Source organism: Streptomyces sp. NPDC018964 (assembly GCF_044390325.1).
Taxonomy (GTDB): domain Bacteria; phylum Actinomycetota; class Actinomycetes; order Streptomycetales; family Streptomycetaceae; genus Streptomyces.
Map to the genome: position 1 here is coordinate 375141 of NZ_JBIRYZ010000006.1, position 17593 is coordinate 392733.

At 71.7% G+C, this 17593-nt stretch carries 12 protein-coding genes and 1 pseudogene; 6 read left to right on the forward strand and 7 right to left on the reverse strand.

Annotated features, from left to right (window positions below; all coding sequences use genetic code 11):
- Nucleotides 1-67: 67 nt before the first annotated feature.
- The 7 genes from ACH5AO_RS13445 to ACH5AO_RS13475 all read right to left on the reverse strand — a co-directional run bounded on the left by ACH5AO_RS13445 (nt 68) and on the right by ACH5AO_RS13475 (nt 7557).
- Nucleotides 68-628, reverse strand: coding sequence for a GNAT family N-acetyltransferase (locus tag ACH5AO_RS13445; protein WP_398924377.1), 561 nt, complete (start codon nt 626-628; stop codon nt 68-70).
- A gap of 34 nt (nt 629-662) precedes the next feature.
- The gene (locus ACH5AO_RS13450; protein WP_398924378.1) at nt 663-3278 is read right to left on the reverse strand and encodes a SpoIIE family protein phosphatase; all 2616 of its coding nucleotides are present in this window, start codon (nt 3276-3278) and stop codon (nt 663-665) included.
- A gap of 266 nt (nt 3279-3544) precedes the next feature.
- Nucleotides 3545-3973, reverse strand: a complete 429-nt coding sequence (locus ACH5AO_RS13455) for an ATP-binding protein (RefSeq protein ID WP_398924379.1) — start codon at nt 3971-3973, stop codon at nt 3545-3547.
- A gap of 142 nt (nt 3974-4115) precedes the next feature.
- Nucleotides 4116-4529: a (deoxy)nucleoside triphosphate pyrophosphohydrolase gene (locus ACH5AO_RS13460; RefSeq protein WP_398924380.1), complete on the reverse strand. Its 414-nt coding sequence runs from the start codon at nt 4527-4529 to the stop codon at nt 4116-4118.
- Between the two features lie 48 nt (nt 4530-4577).
- On the reverse strand, nt 4578-4766 hold the full coding sequence (locus tag ACH5AO_RS13465) for an SPOR domain-containing protein (RefSeq protein ID WP_217129443.1): 189 nt from the start codon (nt 4764-4766) through the stop codon (nt 4578-4580).
- 681 nt (nt 4767-5447) lie between these two features.
- A complete protein-coding gene (locus ACH5AO_RS13470; protein WP_398924381.1) occupies nt 5448-6200 on the reverse strand; it encodes a GntR family transcriptional regulator in 753 nt (250 codons plus the stop codon).
- A gap of 526 nt (nt 6201-6726) precedes the next feature.
- On the reverse strand, nt 6727-7557 hold the full coding sequence (locus tag ACH5AO_RS13475) for an oxidoreductase (RefSeq protein ID WP_398924382.1): 831 nt from the start codon (nt 7555-7557) through the stop codon (nt 6727-6729).
- 91 nt (nt 7558-7648) lie between these two features.
- Here ACH5AO_RS13475 and ACH5AO_RS13480 point away from each other — a divergent pair, with 91 nt between their 5' ends.
- From ACH5AO_RS13480 to ACH5AO_RS13505, 6 genes and pseudogenes are all read left to right on the forward strand, one after another.
- Entirely contained in the window at nt 7649-8554 is a 906-nt protein-coding gene (locus tag ACH5AO_RS13480) for a LysR family transcriptional regulator (protein WP_398924383.1), read from the forward strand.
- A gap of 198 nt (nt 8555-8752) precedes the next feature.
- A pseudogene (locus ACH5AO_RS13485) lies at nt 8753-9211 on the forward strand (response regulator transcription factor); the annotation flags it as partial.
- Nucleotides 9208-9957, forward strand: a complete 750-nt coding sequence (locus tag ACH5AO_RS13490) for a hypothetical protein (protein ID WP_398924384.1) — start codon at nt 9208-9210, stop codon at nt 9955-9957. The pseudogene ACH5AO_RS13485 and the gene ACH5AO_RS13490, both read left to right, overlap by 4 nt.
- Nucleotides 9863-10174 carry an ATP-binding protein gene (locus ACH5AO_RS13495; protein WP_398924385.1) on the forward strand — a complete coding sequence of 104 codons (312 nt, stop codon included), beginning with the start codon at nt 9863-9865 and terminating at the stop codon, nt 10172-10174. The genes ACH5AO_RS13490 and ACH5AO_RS13495 overlap by 95 nt, the downstream gene beginning before the upstream one ends.
- A 203-nt stretch (nt 10175-10377) precedes the next feature.
- Nucleotides 10378-10941, forward strand: a complete 564-nt coding sequence (locus tag ACH5AO_RS13500; protein ID WP_398924386.1) for a hypothetical protein — start codon at nt 10378-10380, stop codon at nt 10939-10941.
- Between the two features lie 360 nt (nt 10942-11301).
- Entirely contained in the window at nt 11302-17550 is a 6249-nt protein-coding gene (locus ACH5AO_RS13505) for a DNRLRE domain-containing protein (RefSeq protein ID WP_398924388.1), read from the forward strand.
- The last annotated feature ends 43 nt before the right edge of the window (nt 17551-17593 follow it).

Here is a 17593-nt window from a genome sequence, read left to right on the forward strand (position 1 = left end):
GCCCACCGGGCAGCCGCGTGATCGATGTTGAGGGGGAGGACGAGGGGAACGGGTGTTCCGGTTGCGATCATGTGGCGCGGGGTGCCCGCCGCATGTGCCGGTGGCCGTCGAGGGGGAAGGCCGGCGGGGTGGCGGGGAGCAGGCCGGACAGCGTGAAGCCGCACTTCTCGGCGACGCGGCAGGAGGCCGTGTTGTCGACCTGGTGCAGCAGCTCCAGGCAGGCCAGGCCCTCGTGGGCGAAGGTGGCGAAGGCCCAGTCGGCCACGGCGGTCAGGGCTCGCGGGGCCACTCCCCTGCCCCGCGCGTGGGCGGCCGTCCAGTAGCCGACCTCGGCCGAGACGGCGGTCGTGGCCGACCGTTTGAGCACGACATGGCCCGCAGGCCGGGCGTCGGACGCCTCCCTCTCCTCCACGGCGAACGCGAGGCGTTCGCCGGCCTCCCAGCCGCGCCGCTGTTCGGCCACCCAGCGCGCCGCGCTCGGCTCGTCGTGCACGGGCGCGCTCGCCCAGCGGCGCATCGCCGCGTCCTCGTACAGCTCGGCCAGGACGGCCGCGTCCTCGGGCGTCCAAGGGCGCAGGGTGAGGGGGCCGGCCGTCAGGCGGACCGGGGCGATCGGAGTGGTGGACATGGCGCGAGCGTATACGCGCCGCGCCGACGGGCCGTCAGAACAGGCTCAGCAGCGCCTCCGCCGGGTCGGTGAGGGGGGTGTCCGTGCCGGGGAGGGGGAGTTCGAACCAGACCGTCTTGCCGCGGGGGGTGCGGCGGGAGCCCCAGGCCGCGCTGAGCAGGCCGACCAGCTGGAGGCCGCGGCCGCCCTCGTCGGTGTCGCGGGCGCGGCGGCGGCGGGGCTGGACCAGGCCGGAGTCCCAGACCTCGCAGACCAGGGTGCGGTCGAGGAGGAGGCGGAGTCTGATCTCCCCCTCGCCGTACCGCAGGGCGTTGGTGACCAGTTCGCTGACCAGGAGTTCCGTGGTGTCGACCAAGGGCTCCATGTCCCAGGCGAGCAGCTGCGCGCGGGCGTACTCGCGGGCGCGGCCCACGCTGCGGGGCTCGCGGGGCAGGGTCCAGTCGCCGACGGACTCGGCGGGCAGTCCCTGGACGCGGGCCATCAGCAGGGCGATGTCGTCCTCGCCGTGGTGGGTGCCGAGGGTGTCGAGGACGTGGTCGCAGACGTCCTCCAGGGGTGCGGAGGGGTCCCTCAGGGCGTGCACGAAGGCCTGGAGGCCCTCGTCGAGGGGGTGGTCGCGGCTTTCGACCAGTCCGTCCGTGTAGAGCGCGAGCAGGGCGCCCTCGGGCAGTTCGACCTCCACCTCCTCGAAGGGTTCGCCGCCGACGCCGAGCGGCATGCCGGGCGGCACGTCCAGCATCAGCGCGGGCTCGCCGGGTTCGACCAGGACGGGCGGCAGATGGCCCGCGTTGGCGAAGGTGCAGCGCCTGGTCACCGCGTCGTAGACGGCGTAGACGCAGGTCGCCAGGTAGACCTCGGAGAGGTCGGCCTCACGGGGGCGGCGGGCGGCGCGGGTGGCCTGCTGGACGCCTCCGGGGGCGCCGAGGCCCCGGGCGATCTCGTCCAACTGGGAGAGCACCTCGGCGGGTTCCAGGTCGAGCTGGGCCAGGGTCCGTACGGCGGTGCGCAGTTCGCCCATGGCCACGGCCGCGCGCAGACCGCGCCCCATGACGTCGCCGACGACCAGCGCGGTGCGGTGGCCGGGCAGTTCGATGACGTCGAACCAGTCGCCGCCGACCTCGCTGGACCGGCCGGTGGCCGCGTTGCCGGGCAGGTAGCGGCAGGCGATGTCGAGGCCGGAGGCCTCCGGGTCGCCCGGCGGGAGCAGCGAGCGCTGCAGTATCAACGCGCGTTCGTGCTCGCGCCGGTAGAGGCGGGCGTTGTCGATGCAGACGGCGGCGCGGGCGGCCAGTTCCACCGCGAGGTCGCGGTCGCGGTCGCCGAACGGCTCGCTGCCCTTGGTGCGGGCGAACTGCGCGAGTCCCACCACCGTGTCGTGGGCGACCATCGGCACGGCGAGCGTGGACTGCACCAGGCCGCCGTCCCCGCCGGGGACGCTCTGCGGACGGGCGGTGCGCAGGGCGTCCGCGCAGGGCGAGTTGAACGGGTAGTGGTGGACGGCGCCCAGCTTCACCGGCTCCCCGGTGACGCTGAACGGCGCGTCGGACACGGCGCTGGCGAAGGCGACGCGGCGCACCTCCGCGCTGCCGTCGGCGAGGCCCGGCGGGGTCTCGTCGCCGGCCAGCAGCCCCTGGTACAGGTCGACGGTGGCCAGGTCGCAGAAGCCGGGGACGACGACGTCGAGGAGTTCGCGGGCGGTGGTCTCCAGGTCGAGGGAGTTGCCGATCCGGGCGCCCGCCTCGTTGAGGAGGGCGAGATTGCGCCGCGCGGCGGCGGCCTCCCGGGCGGCGGCGCGGCGGTCGGTGATGTCGGTTCCGAGCCAGGAGATGCCAATGGGCCGGCCGCTTCCGCTGTGTACGCGGTAGAGGTTGACGGACCAGTGGCGGCGCTCGTCGGAGCCCGGTACGAAGCCCGTGACGTGCATGTCCGTGATGGAGTCGCCGGTCTCCAGGACCCGGCGCAGGGTCGCGGCGACCCGCTCGGCCTCACCGCGCGGCAGGTAGTCGTGGACGCCCTTGCCGCGGTGGTCGTCGGGGGTGCCGCCGAAGACGGACGCGAACCGCTGGTTGGCGCGGCGCACCCGCAGGTCGGGGTCGATCAGCAGGAAGCCGAACGGAGATTGGCCGAATATGGCCTGCGAGGCGGCGAGGTCGGTCTCGATGCGGCGCAGGGTGCGGACATCGACGACGATACAGACGGCGGCCTTCTGCCCCTCCTCGGTCCGCGTCGGCATGACGTAGACCTCGGCGAGGCCCTCCCGGTCGCGCTCGTCCGCCACCATGGTGGCCGGCAGCCGGAAGGGCACCACTCCGGTCCACTCCCGGCCGTCGAGGATCTCGGCCATCTTGCGCTGGCCGCGCTCCCGACGGACGGGCTCGATGAACGCCTCGATGGGGTCCATGCCGACGGCTCGCTCGGCGGGGATGCCGAAGATCTGCTCGGCGCGCAGGCTCCACTGGTCGACCAGCCCGTCCGGGCCGATGGAGAAGGAAGCGGCCTTGATGTAGTCGTACATGGAGCCGGGCGGACTGCTCTGCCACATCATGTCGCCGGACGGAGCGTCGCCGGAGAAGGGGCCGTCGACGGCCCCTCTCCTCGCGCCGCCCGACGGGTCCTCGGACTCCGTGGCCTTCGCTGGTATCTCGCTCACGCGAACCGTCCCCTCCAGCTCACCGCGTCCGGCACCGGTCACCGGGGGCGGCTGCCCGCAGTATCCAGCACTACGGTGCCGTACAACACGGTGTTCACGATCACAGCACGGTCCCGATGCTTTTCGGTCCGCGCCGTGAGAACACTTCCAGTCTTCTAACCAGCGGACACGTCGTCGAATCCCCCTCTTCGACAACCTCTGGAGTCCGGAACCGGTCACTCGACGGAAGTGGCGCTCGCGTACACCCTGAACGGGCGTGCGATCCCTCATCTCGGCACCACGAGTTCGAACCACACGGTCTTGCCGGGGGCGGCCGGCCGGGTGCCCCAGCGGCGGGAGGCGGAGGCCAGCAGCTGCAGCCCGCGCCCGCCCTCGTCCTCGGGCCGGGCGGCGCGTTCGTGCGGGGGCTCGGGGAGGGGGTCGGAGACCTCCACCAGGAGGACACCGCCGAGGCCCGCGGGGCGGGTCAGGCGCACTCCGATGGGGCCGGTGGCGTACCGCAGGGCGTTGGTGACCAGTTCGCTGACCAGCAGGGCCGCGAGGTCGCCCACGCTGTCGAGGTCCCAGATGCGCAGCTGGTCACGGACGGCGCGGCGGGCGGCGCGCACGGTTCCCGGGTCCGCCGAGAAGGTCCACGCGGCGCGGTCGCCGTCGGTGTCGATCACGCGGATCACTTCCCCGCCGAGGGAGTCCACCCATGTCCGGTTTCATGGTGTTAATGGGCACATACCCGATATCCCGGACGGAGTACCGTGCTCGACGGCGCATCGTGGCACGAGCGGCGCGGGAAGGCGCCCGCACCCCGTCACTCCTGCCCCCGCGCGCCGGACCCGTACTTCACACGCCCTCCCGGAGACCGAGGTGGGTGAGGGTGTCGCGGACCGCGGGCACGTCGTGGTCGAGCCAGTCGACGTCCCAGATCCGGTCGGGGGTGAGCCAGCGCAGCTCGTCGTGGTCCTCGAGGGGCCGGGGCGCGGCGGATCCGGGGCGCAGGCGCGCGGTCCACACCCGCATCACGTACGGCGTCCGCAGCGGCCACTCCCCCGGGACGCGCTCCACGGCCTCGGCGTCGACGCCGAGCTCCTCGCGCAGCTCCCGCACGACGGCCGCCTCGGGGGCCTCCCCCGGCTCGACCTTGCCGCCGGGCAGCTCCCAGCGCCCGGCCAGTTCGGCGGGTGCGCTCCGGCGGGCGGCGAGCAGCCGCCCCTCGTGCCACAGGGCCGCACCGACCACCACGATCCGCTCGCTCATGCGCCGGAGCCTACGGGAGGGGCGGGTGGGGGTCGCCGGTGGTCCGGGTCAGTCGGCGGACGTTCCGTTCTGGCCGATCCGCTCGACCCAGTAGAGCTGCTTGTGGCCGCGCCCGTCGAGGCTCTCCGCGATCCTCTCGGCCTCGGCTCGGGTCGCGTACCTGCCCACTCGGTAGCGGTTGCCGTTGTCGTCCTGGCGCACGACGAGCCAGGGAAGAGTCACCGTGCCGTCGTTCATCGCTCCCCTCCGCTTCTCGTCCGCGGCCGGTGCCGCGCCCCGCCCGATAAGGAAACCCCAGTCCGCATATGCCCGAGCCTACGCCTTACCTTCACTGAGCGAATACGCCTTTTCACAAAGAGGCACGCAACCAGCCAGAACGCAGGGGGCGCACGGTGGCGGATGCGCCGTGCGGGGAGGCCGACGCGTCCGGTCAGCGGCATGGTGCCCGGTGCGCCGCGCTCCGGGGGCGACCTGGGAAAACGGCCAGATTGCTACGGCACGGGGGCGAAGGCTCCGCGGGGGACACGCCGGAGCGGAGGCGGGCCGGGGGCGCGGAAGGGCGCACGGCGGGTCGGTGGAGGAGTGTGACGATCACCACTGGGGAGCGGGCGGGGAGGCGCGGGGAGCGCTGGGAGCGCTGGGAGCGCGAACCGCCGGCACGGGGAGCGCCGGCGAAAGACGCGGAGAGCGGCCGGAAAGCCGCAGGAAGCACGAACCGGCCGGCGCGGGGAGCGCCGACCGGAGACGCGGGTACCGACCGGGACGCGGAGGTGCGGGGCGGGGGCGGGCCGCCGACGAGCGGTCGCGAGGAGCGCGGTGCGGGCCTGACGGCCGGCCTCCCGGGAAGGCCCGGAACGCTGGCACGGCCCACCGGACACGACGGGGCGGGAGGCCCGCCCCTCGCCACCACCGGGTCCGCTACTTCACCGGGAGGTGGTAGGCGGCTCGGTAGCGGTCGGCGGGGATGACCACGTCGGCGGTCTCGACCGGCCGTCCCGAGGCGAAGTAGGTGCGCTGGATGACCAGGACGACATGCCCGGGGACACCGCCCAGCAGCACCAGTTCCTCGGCGAGTCCGGGGCGGGCGCCGACCTCCTCGGTGACGTTGTCCACGATCACGTCGATGGCGCGCATGCGCTCGACGACCCCCATGCCGCCGAGCGGTCCCTCCTCGGGCAGCATCACGGGGGTCCGGCCGGTGAGGGCGAGCGGCTCCCAGGAGGTGGAGAGCATCATCGGGTCACCGGCCTCCCGGAAGAGGTACCTGGTGCGCATCACGCGGTCGCCGGGCTCGATGGCCAGCCGCTCGGCGACGGCGCCGGGGGCCTCGGTCTGCTCGCTGCTGGACTCCCAGGTGCCCCGGACGCCCGCGTCGGCCTGCTCCTGCCGGAACGGCGTGGCCCCGTGCTCCGGCCGGAACCCCGAACGGGCGACCCTGCGGGGCACCGGCCGCTCGCGCACGTACGTCCCCGAGCCGGAGCGGCCCTCGACGAGCCCCTCCGCCATGAGGACCTTGCGCGCCTCCAGCGCGACCGTGTCCGAGACGCCGTACTCCTCGCGGATCCTCGCCTGGGAGGGGAGCCGCGTGTGCGGCGGCAGTCGGCCGTCGACGATCTTCTTGCGGAGATCACCCGCGACACGCAGGTACGCCGGCTGCTCACCGAATGTCACAGGCCACTCCCATCAGGTTGTACAGACAGCAACAGCGTCGCAACCGTAGGTTGTGCCAGGCAAGCAAAGGCCAGAGAATCACTCGTTGTGATGACACTGTCGGACGGGGGCTTTACGCAGGCACTTTCTCCCCGCTATGACGGCCGTCACACCTCCATGCCACCGCCCTCCGGCTCACACCCCGCCTCCTGGTCGCACAGGAGCGGGGCCGCGGCCAGGCCCGGGGCCTTGCGTGCGGTGACGGAACCGTCGGAACCGTCGGGACCGACGGGGTTCCCGCGGGACCCGCAGGACGCGGGTACGGACGCGAGCGGCATCGTGGACACGGAACGACGGACCCCGTCCCCGGGGTGCCTCCTCCGGGAACGGGGTCCTGTGCGGTGAGCGGCGTCCGCCGGAGCCGGAACCACGGCACCCAGCCGTCCAGCCACCCGGTGTCCCACGACGCGTTGTCGCCGACGCGCAGCCTCCACGTACCGTCGGCCGTCTCCGCGGAGACGGCCGACAACGCGGGCGGTGGCGGCGCTCAGTCGTCGAAGGCCGTGGCCCGGGTGCGCTTCTCCCAGGCCAGGACGTCCTCGCGGACCTGGTCGAGGTGGCCGAGGACCGCGCCGACGCCGTCGTCGCCGAGCGGCAGCCGCAAGGGGGTGTCCGCCGCCTCGAGCGCGGCCAGGATCAAGGCCGCCGCCTTCGCCGGGTCGCCGGGCTGGGAGCCGTCGCCGCCGGCCACGGCGGAACGGGTCTCGCCGACCTTGGCGTACAGCCCGCTGTCCGGGCTGACCCCGGCCCTGCTCGTCTCGAACAGGCCGGTGCGGAAGGCCCCCGGCTCCACGATCAGCACCTTGACGCCGTACTCCCGCACCTCGTCCGCGAGCGCCTCCGACATGCCCTCCAGCGCGAACTTCGTACCGCTGTACGCTCCGAAACCGGCGAGGGACATCTGCCCGCCCATGCTGCTCATCTGCACGATCGCCCCCGTGCGCCGCTCCCGCATGCCCGGCAACACCGCCCGCACCAACGCGGCGGGGCCGAAGACGTGCACGTCGAACAACGCGCGCAGCTCGTCGTCGGAGGTCTCCTCGAGGGCCCCCACATGGGTCCGCCCCGCGTTGTTGACCAGGACGTCGACGCGTCCGTACCGCGCCACCACGTCCCGCACCACGGCCTCGGCCGCCGCGACGTCGGTCACGTCCAGGCGCAGCGCCTCCGCCTGGCCGGTGTGGGCGGCGACCAGGTCGTCCAGCGCCTCCGGCCGGCGGGCCGTACCGATCACCACATCGCCGTCGGCGAGGGCGGCCTCGGCGATCGCCCGGCCGAATCCGCTGCTCGCGCCCGTGATCAGCCACACCTTGTTCATCCCGGCTCCTCGTGCCTCGACCGCCCCTCGGTTACGTCAACCACCTTTGTTCCAGGGCCGGTTGCCCGTCCAAGACCTACGCTGACAACCGATGGCTATGAAGACGGACGTTCACCTGAGGGACCTGCGCTACTTCCTGGTCGTGGCGGAGGAACTGCACTTCACCCGCGCGTCGGAACGCCTGTACGTGTCACAGCCCGCCCTGAGCAAGCAGATACGGGCGCTGGAACGGCGGCTGGACACCGAACTGTTCCGCCGCGACCGGCAGGGCGTGGCGCTCACCACCGCCGGTACGGCGCTGCTGCCCCACGCCCGGCGCCTGCTGGCGGCGTGGGAGGAGGGGGCCGCGGCGGTGGAGCGGGCGGCACGGTGCGGCACGCTGGTCGTGGGCATGAGCACCAGCCTCGGCCGTGGCGGCCTGCTCCCGGCGATCCGCTCCCGTTTCACCGCCGCGCACCCCGACACCGAGGTGCGGCTGCGGCAGGTCAGCTGGGAGGACCCGACGGCGGGCCTCGCGGACGGCGGGGCGGACGTGGCGTTCGTCTGGCTGCCGATGCCCGACGCCGGCCGCTACGAGTGGACCGTGGTCGCCGAGGAGCCCCGCCTGGTCGCCCTCCCCGAGGCGCACCCCCTGGCCGCCCGCGCGGACCTCACCCTCGCGGACCTCGCCGACGAGCCGTTCCTGGCCCTGCCCCCGAGCACGGGCATCCTGCGCGACCACTGGCTCGCCCTCGACGAACGCCCCGGCGGCCCGCCCCTCATCGGCGCGGAGATCGCCGGTACGGAGGAGACGTACGAGGCCCTGGTGGCGGGTCTCGGCATCTGCCTGGTGGCCGCCGGCAACGCCCCCCTGCTCACCCTGGGCGGCGTCACCACCCGTCCGGTCCGCGGACTCTCCCCGACCCGGTTCGCCCTGGCCTGGCGGACCCAGGACGGCACGCGGCCCCTGGTCCGGAGCTACGTGGAGGCGTGCCGCGGCGCGACAGGACAGGCGTAGTCCGGGAGGGGGACCGCCCTGAAGGCCCGTCCTGAAGGCCCGTCCCGGAGAACCGCCGCCGCTCCATGTCGCGCTGGACGAAGCGGCCGCTCCACCGGCCCGGACACCCTCCGGCCGAGAGCCGGCAGGGCCTCGTCGAACGGGTACTTCCCGACCACGCCCCTCACCGCGGCAGAAGCCCCTGTCCCGACACGCCTCCCACTCCTGTTCCTGACCGCCCGTGACGCGGCCGAGGACCGGATCGGCGGGCTGCGGGCGGGCGGCGACGACTACGTCACGAAGCCGTTCAACCTGGAGGAGCTCGTCCTGCGCATCCAGGCCGTGCCGCGCCGCACCGGCGGCCACCGGCAGGACGGCCTGCCGGTCGTGGGTGATCCGGAGCTCGACCCGGACAGCCGTCAGGTGATCCGGGGCGGCCGGTCGGTGGAGCTGTCCCCGACCGAGTTCAGTCTGCTGCGGGTGCTGATGGAGAACGCCGGACGGGTCCTGTCCCGGGACCAGCTGCTGGAGCGGGTCCGGCGCTACGACTTCGGCGGTGACGACTCCATCGTCGCCTCCTGCATCAGCCATCTGCGCCGCAGGATCGACACAGGTGAGCCGAAGCCGATCCACACGGTGCGGGGCATCGGCTGCGTGCTGCGCAGACCCCGGCCGTGAGGCTGCCGTCCGCCCGCCGGGCGCTGGGACGACTGTCCCTGCGTGGCCGCCTGGTGGCGATCTGCCTGCTGCTGGTGGTCGCCGCCCTGCCGGCCAGCAACGCGCTGCTGGTCACCCTGCTGCAACGCCAGCTGGTCGGCCGACTGGACGAGCGGCTGCGGTCCGCCGCCTCGGCGGCCGCCCGCCTGCCCGACCTGGCCGGGATTCCGGGCGGCACCGGGCCACGGGTGCGGGACGTGGTGGAGAGCGAGCTGACCGGCGACGTCTACGTGGCCTACCTCGACGCCGAGGGGCGTGTCCGGTGGACACCGCGTCCGGCCGCCACCGGCGCACCCCGGCTGCCGGAGCTCGACCGGGCGGCGGTCGAGGCCCGCGACGAGCGGCCGTTCGAGGCCACGGCCAGGGGCGGCGGCGAGAACCGGCGGGTGATCGCCGTGCCGCTCGGGCAGGCAGACACCACGGCAGGCGGCAGCGTCGTGGTGGCCGGTTCGCTGGACCAGGCCGGCACGACGATCCGGCACCTGGGCCTGCGCATGCCGGCGATCGACTCCCTCGTGCTCGCCCTGCTCGGCGCGATCGGCTGGTTCGCCGTACGAGCCGGACCGCGCCCGCTGCGCCGGATCGAGACGACCGCGGCAGCCATCGCGGGCGGTGACCCGTCCCGCCGGGCACCCCGGTACGGATCGGTGTCGGCACCCGAGGCGGCCTGGCCGTCCTGGAGCCGAGCGACGAGGGGCCGGGCCTGACCGCCGAGCAGGCCGCCCCGTCTTCGACCGCTTCCACCGGGTCGACCACGCCCGCGGCCGCACCCGGGACGGCGGCGTCGGCCTGGGCCCGTCCATCGTCCACTCCCCGGTGAGCGCCCACCACGGCCGCATGGAGGTCGACGCGGCCCCGGGCCGGGGCGCCACCTTCCGCATGGTGCTGCCCCTGCACCCCGACAGCCCTACCGCGGGCTCCTGACCTTCATTCAGCCACCTTCGTCACCCCGGGCGTCGCGCGTGCCGTGACGGCCCGACGTTCCCTGAGCGCCCAACCCCATTGCGCAGCAACAAAGTTGGAGTTCACATGCGTCCGGTGGAACAAGTGGTAATGTCACCGACCGTACCCATCTGGTACCGAGTGGTGAAGTCAGTCACCCTGGTGCGTCAACCATAGGAGTCGGCTTGGCAGCCCGTGAAGGAACCAGGCGGCGCACCGCTTCCCTGCTGGCGGCCGTGTGGGCGGCCGGAGCACTCACCGGGTGCCAGACCATCGCGGACGCCGCCTCCACCTCGGGCTGCGAGGGAACCGAGAGCCGGGTCGACGATCTGAAGTCCTACGGCGTCCTCGACTCCCGGCCTCAGGGGACGATCGAGCCCGGGGGCTTCGAAGGTCTTGACGCCGGCTGCTGGGAGGACAGCGGCGAGGCGCAGCTGTACGCCGAGCGCACTTACGTCTTTCCCGGTGACAAGGCCGACGTGACACAGCACTACCGGGCCGCGGCGGAGCGCGAGGGCTGGAAGCCGTCCCCGGCCACCCGGCGGTCGTCGAAGGCGGATCGGCCCACGAACCTGTGCTTCACCCGCGACGAAGCGGAGAACTCCGCGATGCTGGACGTCTACTTCCTGACCAAGGAAATCCTCGACGCGGAGGAGACCAGGACCGGACCCGAGTTCGACTCCGGAGTCGGCTACCGCGTGGCCGTCACCTCCTCGGCCGACGGGTCCACGACCAGCTGTTCGGACTGAGGCCGCACCCCGGGCAGGGCGTGACGGCGGCAGCCCCCGCACCTGTACACGTGCCCACCTGCGTCACGGCGACCCCTCAGGATGTTCCGATCGGCTCCGGTGACCTGGTCACCCGCGCCGCGTCCCCTCCTGTGACATTTCGGGCTTCCTTCAACGCGAAACAACGACCATCATTATCTGCCAACCTTTGACCAGAAGATGATCACTTTGGCGCGCAACGGATGACACATGTGAGCACCGTGTAAAGATCTTCGGTGTTTGCGGGATGAACCCGCACCGTTGCAAGGAGTGAGCTTGACAGCCACGTTCCTTAGGGCAGGAAGCGGACCGAACGATCCGTCCGCCCAGCCCTTCCTCCCCATGCCCCGGCGAAGACACCTGCGCTCGGTGGCGACAGCGGTCACCCTGGCGATGGCGTTCGAAGCCGCGGTGCTCGTCGGGAACACCAGCACGGCGGCGGCTGTGGGCTTCCAAAGCCCGGCTGCCGACCAGGTGAAACAGGCGAAGGACCGAGGGGAGGCAACAGCCGGTTCGGTGGCCGCCGCCCGGCTGAAGGCAAAGATACAGAACCGGCGGATCGAGGCTCTGGACGCCCGGACCGAGACGTCCACGGTCTACGTGAACCCGGACGGTTCGGTGACCGAGCAGGCGTACGCCGGTCCGATCCGCCTCAAGGACGACCAAGGCCGCTGGCAGGACATCGATGTCTCCCTGCGGAAGCTGTCGGACGGCTCGGTCGGCGCCCGGCAGCACCCGCACGGGTTGCGCCTGGCCGGCAAGTCCGCGGCCCCCAAGGGCCTGAAGAGCGCCGGCAGGACAACCGGCTCAGCGGGCGTCCCCCTGGTGACGCTGGAGGGCCGGACCGGGCAACGGATGCGACTGGGCTGGTACGGCGCCCTCCCGGCGCCGCGGATCGAGGGCGAGGAGAACAACATCGCCCGCTACCGCGGCGCGCTGCCCTCGACGGACCTCCTGATCGAATCGACGCGCACCGGCTACGAGCAGTTCCTCGAACTCAAGGACCGCAGCGCCGTCGACGCGAACGGGGCGATCTCCTACAGCCTGACGGCCGATGGCATGAAGGCGAAGGCGAACGCGGACGGCTCCGTCTCCTTCACCGACGCCAAGGGCAGGTCCGTGGGAGTGCTGCCCGCGCCGGTCATGTGGGACGCGCGCGTGGACGCCAGATCCGGTGAGCACGAGCGCACCGCTCAGGTGAAGGTGAAGGTCGCCCAGGACGGTGACACCGTCACTCTGACCCTGACGCCGGACGCCGAGTTCCTGGCCGACACCTCCACGGAGTTCCCGGTGACGATCGACCCCGCCATCAACGTGGGGTCCAGCTTCGACACCTTCGTCCAGGAGGGGTACACCACCGACCAGTCGGCCTCGACCGACCTCAAGCTCGGCAACAACGGCTCTTCACAGGTGGCGCGGTCGTTCCTGTCCTTCCCGATGAAGAACATCACGGGCAAGCAGATCACCGCGGCGAAGCTGAACCTGTTCGCGTACCACTCGTGGTCCTGCACCGCCAAGGGCTGGGAGGTCTGGTCCACCGGAGCCGCGAGCACCTCCTCGCGCTGGACGGCACAGCCGGACTGGGGAACGCGGTACGCCACCAGCACCCAGACCAAGGGATACTCCAGCGCCTGCAACGACGGTTGGGTCGGCGCCGACGTGACCGGCCTGGTGAAGTCGTGGGCAGCCAACGGCAACGGCACCAACCACCTCGGTCTGCGCGCCACGGACGAGACCGACCCCTACGGCTGGAAGCGCTTCTACTCCGGCAACGCGTCCTCCAACACGCCCTACCTGTCGGTCACCTACAACTCGGTGCCTGGCGTGCCGACGCTCATAGCCCCGCTCGGCGCCGCGGCCACCAACGACACCACCCCGACGCTGTCGGCCAAGGCCCTGGACGGCGACGGCTCGCAGGTCACCCTCGGCTACGAGGTGTGGACCTCCACCGGCACGTCCGCGCTGCGCACCGGCAGCAGTGCCGCGGTCGCCTCCGGGGCCCAGGCCAACTGGACGCCCAGCGCCCTCGCGCCGGGCTCCTACAAATGGCGCGTACGGGCCGGTGACGGCTCCGCGACCGGCCCCTGGTCGGCGTTCCGCACCCTGACGGTGGACACCACCGCCCCCGCCGTGACCGCGGTCGCCTCCAGCGACTTCCCGGCCGGCCAGTGGTCCGGCAGCCCGGACGACAGCGGTGACTTCAGCGGTGAATTCACCCTCACTCCGCCGTCGTCCGACGTCAAGGAAGTCCAGTGGCAGCTGGACGGCGGGGCCTGGCAGTCGATCGCCACCACCGGCGCGGCGGTGACGGCCGAACCGGTGTTCCGCGCGGGCAAGCACACCCTGACCGCACGCACCAAGGACGCCGCCGGCAACGTCTCCGGCACCACCGCCTTCACCTTCTACGCGGGTTCGGGCGCGGCACTGCTCACCCCGGCCCAGGGGGACCGCCCGGCGCGGCGGACCGTACTGACCGGCCAGGGCAAGACCGCCGACACCGGGGTGCGCTACCAGTACCGGCGCGGTGAGACGGACACCTGGAAGGACGTCCCCGTCGCCGACGTGCGCCGGAAGTCGGACGGCACGGCCCTCACCGCCTGGCCGGCTCCCGTCACCGGCGGCCTGCCGGAGGCACTGGTGTGGAACATCACCGACAGCCTCGCCGAGGACGGTTCGATAGAGCTCCGCGCGGTCTTCACCGACGGATCCAGCACCGACGCCTCCCCGGCCACCTCGATCACGGTCGACCGCAACGCGGGCGCCGCGCCGACCCAGGCCGCCGGCCCGGGAGACGTGAACATGCTGACCGGTGACTACGTGCTGTCGGCGACGGACAGCTCGGCTTTCGGTCTGACGGCAAGCCGCACCGCTTCCTCCCGCCGCCCCGCGGACGGAGGACAGCAGGAGGGACAGGTGGCCATCTTCGGTCCTCAGTGGACCGCGGGCACCGTCGCGGAACTCTCCGATTCCGAGTCGCTGTACATACGCAAGACGTCGAGCGCCTCTGTCGCGCTGGTGGACATCGAGGGCCAGGAGACCGGGTTCACCGCGATCAGCGGCGGCGGGTGGAAGCCCGAGGAGGGCGCCGAGGCGCTGACGCTGACCGGCAGCCTGACGAGCTCCTTCACCCTGAAGGACACCGAGGGAACGACTTCGCAGTTCACCAAGATCGACGCATCCGCGACGACCTGGCAGCTCACGAAGACCTCGCTCTCGACGGAGAACTCCACCACCTCGCTGATCGCGGAGAAGGTCACCGTGGACGGCAAGGTGCTGTCCCGCCCGAAGTACGCGATCGCCCCCACCTCCGCGGTGAGCAACGACACCTGCGCCAACACCCCCTCCACCAAGGGCTGCAGGATCCTGGAGTACCAGTACGCCACCACGACCACGGCGACCGGCGGCACGCTGGGCGACTACGCAGGGCAGGTCTCCCGTATCCGCGTCTGGTCCACCGATCCCGGCGCGGCCAACGCCACGGCCACGGTGGTGTCCACCTACGCCTACGACGCCTCGGGGCGCCTGCGCGAGCAGTGGGACCCGCGCGTCTCCCCGGCGCTGAAGACGGCCTACACCTACGACAGCGCGGGCCGTGTGGTCACCCAGACCCCGCCGGGCGAGCTGCCGTGGACCTTCGAGTACGGCAAGGCGGGCGCCGGCTCGGTGGCAGGCGACGGCATGCTGCTGTCCGCCTCACGCCCCACCCTGAAGCCGGGCAGCGCGGACGAGACCGACGGCGGCAAGGCGGCGGTCTCCCTCGTCTACGACGTTCCGCTCTCCGGCGCCAAGGCACCCAACCAGGTGGCCGCGGCCGACGTCAAGACCTGGGGACAGACGGACGCGCCCACGGACGCCACCGCCCTCTTCCCCGCCGACCAGGTGCCCGCTTCCCACAGCGGGAACGACCTCGCCGCGGGTGACTACGACAAGGCGATCACCACCTACACCAACGCCTCCGGACTTCAGGTCAACACCGGCCTGCCCGGCCGGCACCTGACGACCACGCAGTACGACGCGCACGGCAACGTGGTCTTCGAGCTGGGAGCCACCAACCGGGAGCTCGCGCTCGGCAGTGCGGACTACCAGGTGGACACGCAGAGCGAACTCGGCATCCTCTCCGACTCACCGGCCGAACGCGCGTACAAGCTGGCCACGGTCGCCCAGTACTCCGACGACGGCCGACGGATGCTGGCGGAGCAGGGACCACTGCACCTGGTCACCCTGACCAAGCAGCTCCAGGGCGACGCCGACAGCCCCGACATACCGGCCGGCACCCAGGTACCCGCGCGGGAACACACCGTCACCCGGTACGACGAGGGACGCCCGACCGACGGCTCCGCCCTGGTCTCCGACCAGGCGACCACCAGCACGACCGGTGCGTTCGTCGAGGGGTACCCGGCCGACGGCGACGTCCGCACCACCGCCACCGCCTACGACTGGGTCAAGGGACTCCCCACCAGCACCACCACGGACCCGGGCGGGCTCAAGCTGACCCGCACCTCCGCCTACGACGCCCAGGGGCGCATCACCAAGAACGCGCAGCCCGAGTCCAACGGCTCGGACGCCGGAACGATGGTGTCCCGGTACTGGTCCGCCACGGGAACCGGGTCCTGCTCGGGACGCCCCGAGTGGGCGGACCTGCTCTGCTCCAGCGGCCCGGCAGGGAAGATCACCGGCGGTGGATCGAACCCCGATGAGCTCCCCGTCAAGACCCTCGAGTACGACCGCTGGGGCAACATCACCAAGACCACCGAAACAGCCAATGGCGTGACGCGCACCACCGTCACCACCTACGACGCGGCCGGCCGCGGCAAGCAGGTCCAGGTCAGCGGTGGAATCGGCACCGCGGTGCCGACGCAGACCATCACGTTCGACGCGGCGAACGGGCAGGTGGCCACCATGTCCGACGGAGCCGGCACAGTCCGCCACGTCACCGACAAGCTCGGCCGTGAGATCTCGTACGACGACGGCGCGGGCAACGTCACGCGTACCGAGTACGACGTCCGGGACCGGGTCACCAAGCGGTCCGACTCGGCTCCCTCGGAGACCACGTACGACTACGAGAGCCTCACCGGTCTTCCGACCCGGGTGCACGACTCGGTCATGGGCACCATCGGCGACGTCACCGGCTCCTACGACTCCGACGGCCGCCTCTACCGGCAGAAGCTGCCGTGGAACATGGACGTCGAGTTCAACCTGGACCCCACGGGCAGCGAAACGTCGCGCTACTGGCACTGGGAATCCGGCTGGACCGTGCAGGGCGAGTCGATCAGCGAGAACATCCATGGACAGGTCGTCTCCCGCACCACCTACACCGGCGGTGGCGCGTACCAGGCGTACACCTACGACGCGGCAGGCCGGCTCACCAAGGCGGACGACACCCAGACCGGTGTCACCACCCACCGCACCTACGGATTCGACGACAACACCAACCGCACCTCGCTGGTCACCACGATCGACGACGTGGACGGTGGCGACCCCACCACCACGACGGTCGACTCGTCCTACGACAGCGCCGACCGGCTGATCTCCACCGGAACCGCCTACGACGCCTTCGGCCGGACCACGTCCCAGGCCGACGGAGCCCGGAACTCCTACTACGCCAACGACCTGGTCCGCCAGATCACGGCACGTGGCAAGCGCACCACCTGGGACCTCGACGCGGCCGGGCGGCTCGCCTCGTACACCACCGAGAACCAGGACGACAGCGGGGCCTGGGCCACCTCGGCGACGGTTCGCAACCACTACGGGGCCGACGGAGACAGTCCCACGTGGATCAGCGAGGGCGACAGCAGGATCTCCCGGAACCTGTCGGATCTGACCGGTGGCCTGATCGCCACCACCGGTTCCGCCGGTGACGTGATCCTCCAGCTCACCAACATCCACGGCGACGTGGCCACCCAGATCCCCCTGGTGGACGCCACCACCCCCGTGGTCAACGCCTACGACGAGTACGGCAACCTCCTTCCCGGAACGGACGAGGCCCGCTACGGCTGGCTCGGTGGAGAGCAGCGCTCCTCGGAGACGCCGAGCGCGGTCACGCTCATGGGTGTCCGCCTTTACGACGCGAGTACGGGACGCTTCCTCTCCGTCGACCGCATCATCGGAGGAAACGCCAGTTCCTACGACTACTGCTCCGCCGATCCGGTGAACTGCTACGACATCAGCGGGAACTACAGCATCAACGGTCTCGTTCCCGAGGCCGCGATCTGTGCCCTGTTCCTGCTGTGGTGCGGGGACATGGTCTACATCACCCACTGGGCCCTGGGCGAGGCCAAGAAGAGGTACTCGAACAAGGCGAAGCAGAACGCTTACCGTCACTGCATCTGGCAGGCCATGCTGACCTGGGCGGTCGGTTCCTACTTGGCCAAGGCCTTGGGCAACGCCCATGAAAAGAAGGCGGGGAAAAGCAAGGCCGCAAAGCGCGACTCCAAAGCCGACCAGTACAACAACAAGATCGGACGGAGCAAGGGCGGAAAGATCACAGCCTGGACGTACGGGAAAGCGAAACAGACCGCTTGCCGATTCTGCAAGGACGCGGTCAAGAAACACAAACTGAAGTCCAACGCCGCAGGCAAGACGTGGGTTTAAAGTAGCGCTCACGCAGGCTTAGGGCGAGCGGGGTGGTGTGACG

Coding starts and splice junctions, on each gene's coding strand:
- ACH5AO_RS13475 (WP_398924382.1), bottom strand. CDS start 7,557: ATGAACAAGGTGTGGCTGATCACGGGCGCGAGCAGCGGATTCGGCCGG.
- ACH5AO_RS13505 (WP_398924388.1), top strand. CDS start 11,302: ATGCCCCGGCGAAGACACCTGCGCTCGGTGGCGACAGCGGTCACCCTG.
- ACH5AO_RS13465 (WP_217129443.1), bottom strand. CDS start 4,766: ATGAACGACGGCACGGTGACTCTTCCCTGGCTCGTCGTGCGCCAGGAC.
- ACH5AO_RS13480 (WP_398924383.1), top strand. CDS start 7,649: ATGGCTATGAAGACGGACGTTCACCTGAGGGACCTGCGCTACTTCCTG.
- ACH5AO_RS13445 (WP_398924377.1), bottom strand. CDS start 628: ATGTCCACCACTCCGATCGCCCCGGTCCGCCTGACGGCCGGCCCCCTC.
- ACH5AO_RS13460 (WP_398924380.1), bottom strand. CDS start 4,529: ATGAGCGAGCGGATCGTGGTGGTCGGTGCGGCCCTGTGGCACGAGGGG.